Source organism: Syntrophotalea sp. (assembly GCF_050253115.1).
Lineage (GTDB): Bacteria > Desulfobacterota > Desulfuromonadia > Desulfuromonadales > Syntrophotaleaceae > Syntrophotalea > Syntrophotalea acetylenica.
In genome coordinates, this window is the sequence record NZ_JBFWJQ010000154.1 from 1 (window position 1) to 4,682 (window position 4,682).

4 protein-coding genes, 1 tRNA gene and 1 pseudogene are annotated in these 4,682 nt (G+C 55.4%); 5 read left to right on the forward strand and 1 reads right to left on the reverse strand.

The window, feature by feature from the left end:
* The 5 genes and pseudogenes from AB7E65_RS12040 to AB7E65_RS12060 all read left to right on the forward strand — a co-directional run.
* Positions 1-211, forward strand: a pseudogene (locus AB7E65_RS12040) (DedA family protein); the annotation flags it as partial.
* A 34-nt stretch (positions 212-245) separates the two neighbouring features.
* The gene (locus tag AB7E65_RS12045; RefSeq protein ID WP_428746028.1) at positions 246-1,082 is read left to right on the forward strand and encodes a peptidoglycan DD-metalloendopeptidase family protein; all 837 of its coding nucleotides are present in this window, start codon (positions 246-248) and stop codon (positions 1,080-1,082) included.
* Between the two features lie 172 nt (positions 1,083-1,254).
* Positions 1,255-2,310 carry a sigma-70 family RNA polymerase sigma factor gene (locus AB7E65_RS12050; protein WP_072287469.1) on the forward strand — a complete coding sequence of 352 codons (1,056 nt, stop codon included), beginning with the start codon at positions 1,255-1,257 and terminating at the stop codon, positions 2,308-2,310.
* Positions 2,311-2,345: 35 nt separating this feature from the next.
* Positions 2,346-2,882, forward strand: a complete 537-nt coding sequence (locus AB7E65_RS12055; RefSeq protein WP_428746026.1) for an adenine phosphoribosyltransferase — start codon at positions 2,346-2,348, stop codon at positions 2,880-2,882.
* 68 nt (positions 2,883-2,950) lie between these two features.
* Positions 2,951-3,027: transfer RNA gene (locus AB7E65_RS12060), tRNA-Arg, on the forward strand.
* A 450-nt stretch (positions 3,028-3,477) separates the two neighbouring features.
* On the opposite strand, the gene mazG is transcribed toward AB7E65_RS12060, so the two are convergent.
* A complete protein-coding gene (mazG, locus tag AB7E65_RS12065) occupies positions 3,478-4,290 on the reverse strand; it encodes a nucleoside triphosphate pyrophosphohydrolase (RefSeq protein WP_428746027.1) in 813 nt (270 codons plus the stop codon).
* Positions 4,291-4,682 lie beyond the last annotated feature (392 nt).

A 4,682-nucleotide genomic window follows, 5' to 3' on the forward strand; every position in this document is an offset into this window, starting at 1 on the left:
GATTGGCGCCGGAGTGTTCCAGATCAATTTCGGCATGTTCATGTTAGCATCCCTGCTCAGTCGCAGTTTGCGGTTTTTTCTGCTGGCGCTGCTGGTCTGGTTGTGGGGGCAGCCTGTCCGGCGGTTTGTTGAAACCTATTTCAATTATCTGACGTTTGCCCTTATGATTCTCTGTATCGGAGGGTTTTTGCTGGTGTCGCATTTTACCTGACCTTCTTGTCGAGGCGGTGGAATTTCGATTGAAGATGACTTTTTGGTGCCATGAACAGGTTTGCAGGGCGCATGTTGTTGTTCGCCTGGGCCACGCCGCGAAGATTGGGTTCGGGCTGGTTCTGCTGCTGGCGCTGCTGCTGGCCGGCTGTGGACCACCCCGGGGCGTATACCATACGGTGCAGCCCGGGCAGACCATTTACCGCATCGGGCAGACCTATGGAGTGGATGCCGATGACGTGGCACGTTTGAACGGCATCGCGGATCCCACTCAGCTCAAGGTTGGACAGCGGCTTTTCATACCCGGCGCGCGCAGCCGAAGATTTGTACCGGCCACCGTGGCTGTCGGGGGCCATCGGCAGCGGGTGACCACCGTCAGGAAGCGTCAGCCATCCAGCGCTGCCTCATCGACTCCGTCCAGCTCCTCCCGCAGAACCCCCGCCGCGCCGTCAGCCAGCAATAAGACCTCTGTCAGGAAAAACGAGGGAACAAAAATTCCCAAAGGCAGGTTTATCTGGCCGGTTCGTGGTAAACTGGTGAAGCCCTTTGGACAACAGGGGTATGGCGGCCGTAAGGGAATCGAAATCGAAGTCAGGCACGGGCAGACGGTGGTCGCTGCCGCGGCAGGGCATGTCACCTACAGTGGGGACGGCATCAAGGGCTACGGTAACCTGATCATACTCAAGCATGCCGACGACTACTTCACGGTTTACGGGTTCAACCAGGCCAATCTGGTGCGGGCCGGAAGCTATGTCGGCAAGGGTGACCACATAGCTGTTTCCGGGTCGCCGCCGGGATACCGCGGCTCCCGTCTGCATTTTGAGATCCGGCACGGCAAGGAAGCACTGAACCCGGTTTCTTTTTTACCCTGATCATGGCATCATGACCTTCGCCTGGCGGTTGCGGCGGAGCGGCATGCGCTGCTGATGACAGGGCTGCGCTGGAGCATGACGCAATCCAGAACCGTCCCGGCGTCGGAGACGGATCTGCAAATCTGGCTTGCTGCAGGATAATCAGGCATGGAACAAGGAGGTCTGAGATCATATGGGCAAAACGCGTAAACGCTACCCGTCGGATGTTCAGGACGTTGTCGTGGAGGAGGAAGTCGAAGCCGTGGAAGAGAAGGGAGCAGGTTTTGATGCCATGCAGGTCCTTGACGAAATGGAAGAGGCAGACGAAGAGGAGTGCGATGATAACGACGATTCCGATGAAGAGGAATCCGGGGAAGACAAAAAGGACGATGGTCCCTCGGATGATGCCATCAAGCTTTACCTGAGGGAAATCCAGAAGACAAAACTGCTGACGGCCGAGGATGAGCGCATGCTTGCCCGCCGTATTTCGCAGGGAGACGCGGCTGCCCGGGATCGCATGATCGAGTCGAATCTGCGGCTGGTGGTCAAGATAGCCAAGCGCTATATGAACCGGGGTCTGCCTTTCCTCGATCTTATCGAGGAGGGCAACATGGGGCTCATCAAGGCTGTGGAGCGATTCAAGCTGAGCAAGGAGTGCCGTTTTTCCACCTATGCCACCTGGTGGATCCGGCAATCCATCGAACGTGCCCTGGTGAACCAGAGCCGCACGATCCGGCTGCCGGTGCATGTCTCCGATGACATCAACAAGTTCATCAAGATCAGTCGGGAATTGGTTCACCAGTACAACCGCGAGCCCAAGGTCGAGGAGATCGCCGAATACATGGGAGTGGACCCTGCCTATATCCGCAGGCTCATGGTGCTGGTAAAAAAGACCTATTCCATCGAGCACCCCATGGGTGAAAACCGCGACTATAGTCTCATCGATACGATCGAGGATGCCAACGCCGACAACCCCAGCGTGTTTGTCGACGACATAGACAAATATGCCCATGTCTGCAAGTGGTTTCAGACCCTGAGTGAAAATGAACAGGAGATCCTGATACTGCGCTTTGGTCTCAATGACCAGGAACCGCAGACTCTGGACACCATCGGGCGGCGGTTTGGCGTAACCCGGGAGCGGATTCGCCAGATCGAGGCCAAGAGCTTGCAGAAATTACGCGGTATCATGGAAGAACAGGAAACCGCCAGCCTGGCTTTTATGGAAAGCGAGATGGCAAAGCGTTCCTGAACACCTTAACTCTCAATGTACGCGGAAGATGTTTTATGACTGAAAGGAACCTGGACGTGGAGGACCTGCGCAATGCCATTCGGGATATCCCCGATTTCCCCAAAAAGGGGATTGTTTTCAAGGATATTACCACTTTGTTGTCCGATGCGAAAAGTTATCATCGCATGGTGGATCTCATAGCGCATCGTTATATCGGGCAAAAAATCGACCAGATCGTCGGTATCGAAGCCCGCGGCTTCATTCTCGGTGCAGCCCTGGCCTATAAACTCGGTACCGGCATTACCCTGGTGCGCAAGCCAGGCAAACTGCCTTACAAAACGATACAGAAAACCTATCAGCTTGAATATGGCACCGACAGTCTTGAAATCCACTCCGATGCGTTCAAGGTCGGTGATCGTGTCATTGTCGCGGATGACCTCCTGGCTACCGGCGGCACCGTGGCGGCGGTTATCGAAATGGTCGAAGACTGCGGCGCACAGATTGTTGAATGCGCTTTCCTGGCGGAACTGGAATTTTTGAAAGGCCGGGAAAAACTTCAATCGCACAAGGTTTTCAGTCTGCTCAAATTCTGATGGCAAGGCGAGGAAAGAAAAAACTTGCCAGAAAAATCAAACCTGTAGTATAAATCTAGCCCCTTGCTGGCCCCGTAGCTCAGCTGGATAGAGCAATCGCCTCCTAAGCGATAGGCCGTGCGTTCGAATCGCGCCGGGGCCGCCAAATCTCGACGCCCCTCTTCGTACATACGAAGAGGGGCGTATCCATTTATCGATCCGCAAAGCCCGCCCCGCATCGGATGCCGCGCCAGCCTCGCCAAGGTTTGCACGGCTTTTGAAATGCCGGTTTTTCAGTCCCGGCGGCCTCTGTATCACCAATGGTTTAGCAGTTTCCAAGAAAATATGGCAGGGCAGGGAATCAGGGTTGGTCGCTCTTTCCGCAGTGTCGTTGTATATGGGTGTAATAATGTAAACTATTGATTTGATTGGCATATGTATCTGTGGTTATAAAATAGGCAGATTGTTGGAGGCCCAGAGGGATAGGGCCCGGCAAGCCGTTTCCACAGGGTTGTCCACTGCCTGTCAACATAATTTGTGGAAAAGGTGGCAAGGGGCTTGAAGATGCGGGATTTTTAGGATCGCGGCGCGATTCTGGCATCGTCTGAAGATTGTGCTATGTTTCAGAAATGCCGCGTTCCCGTTGCTTGGCGTCTTCCCACAAGCTCTGCAGTTCCTTCAATGAAGCGCTTGTCAGGGGGCGCCGGTTTTTTCTCAGGCAATGTTCGACGTGATGAAACCTTCGGGTGAAGCGTTTGATGGTATTTCCCAGGGCGTTTTCGGCGTCGATGTCCAGAAACCGGCCAAGGTTTGCCGCGGCAAACAACAGATCACCCAGTTCCTCTTCCATTTTTTGCCCATCGCCGCCTCGAAAGGCTTCCTCGCATTCGGCCAGCTCCTCGTGGACCTTGGCCATGACGCCCTCCATATCCGGCCAGTCGAAGCCGGCACGACTGGCTCTTTCCGTAAGTTTCCTGGCTTTCATCAGGGCGGGAAGATGTGGCGGAAATGTGCCCAGGGCCGATGCTGGTTCTCCCCGGTCCCTTTTTTCCAGGCGCTTGATTTCGTCCCATTGGCGCTGAGTGGAAGCGATATCGTGGGCCTGGCAGTCGCCGAAGACGTGCGGATGTCGTCTTTCCAGTTTGTCCGTGATGCCACGGGCCACGTCTTCAAGGCTGAAAAGGTGTCTTTCTTCAAAAATGCGCGCCAACAGTACCACCTGCAACAGCAGGTCGCCCAGTTCCTCGCAAATCGCAAGATGATCGCCTTGATCGATGGCCTCTATGAGTTCGTATGCCTCCTCGATGATACAGGGACGCAGGCTTTCCGGGGTCTGTGCCGCGTCCCAGGGGCAGCCCTGTGGAGCCCGCAATTGTGCGACAATATTCGCCAGGCGGCCCAGCGATGGCGTATTTTTGGTCTGATCCATGTGGCAAATCCTTTCGGCTTGCAAGGGGGACTGTTTCTGGCGGCGCTGGATTTCTTTGCGGGTCGGTCACGATCCGGTGGCAAATTCGTGCCGGAAACCCGCATCGACAGTAACCCAATGACCGGATTCGTGCAATGGCGCAGCGGCAGCAGGACCCGCAAGGCTGGCCGTTCAACCCGGGAACAGACGGGGCGAATGCTACCGCAGGGCTTCGCTCCGGTCCTGCCGGGGTAAATAATTGCTTGCATTGAATGCGTGAATAGGCTAGTGTCCATCCGGAAACCCCGGTTTTTGTCAGGCGTGGCCACTCTGGCGGCAAGACAAATGCCAGATCCGCAGGGTTTCGAAATTGTTGAGTCTCATAGCACCCCCGATTTATCCCAAAAGTGCGG

Bases quoted from the DNA above. Each gene is read 5' to 3' on its own strand.
- AB7E65_RS12045 (WP_428746028.1), top strand. From the start codon at position 246: ATGACTTTTTGGTGCCATGAACAGGTTTGCAGGGCGCATGTTGTTGTT.
- AB7E65_RS12050 (WP_072287469.1), top strand. From the start codon at position 1,255: ATGGGCAAAACGCGTAAACGCTACCCGTCGGATGTTCAGGACGTTGTC.
- mazG (WP_428746027.1), bottom strand. From the start codon at position 4,290: ATGGATCAGACCAAAAATACGCCATCGCTGGGCCGCCTGGCGAATATT.
- AB7E65_RS12055 (WP_428746026.1), top strand. From the start codon at position 2,346: ATGACTGAAAGGAACCTGGACGTGGAGGACCTGCGCAATGCCATTCGG.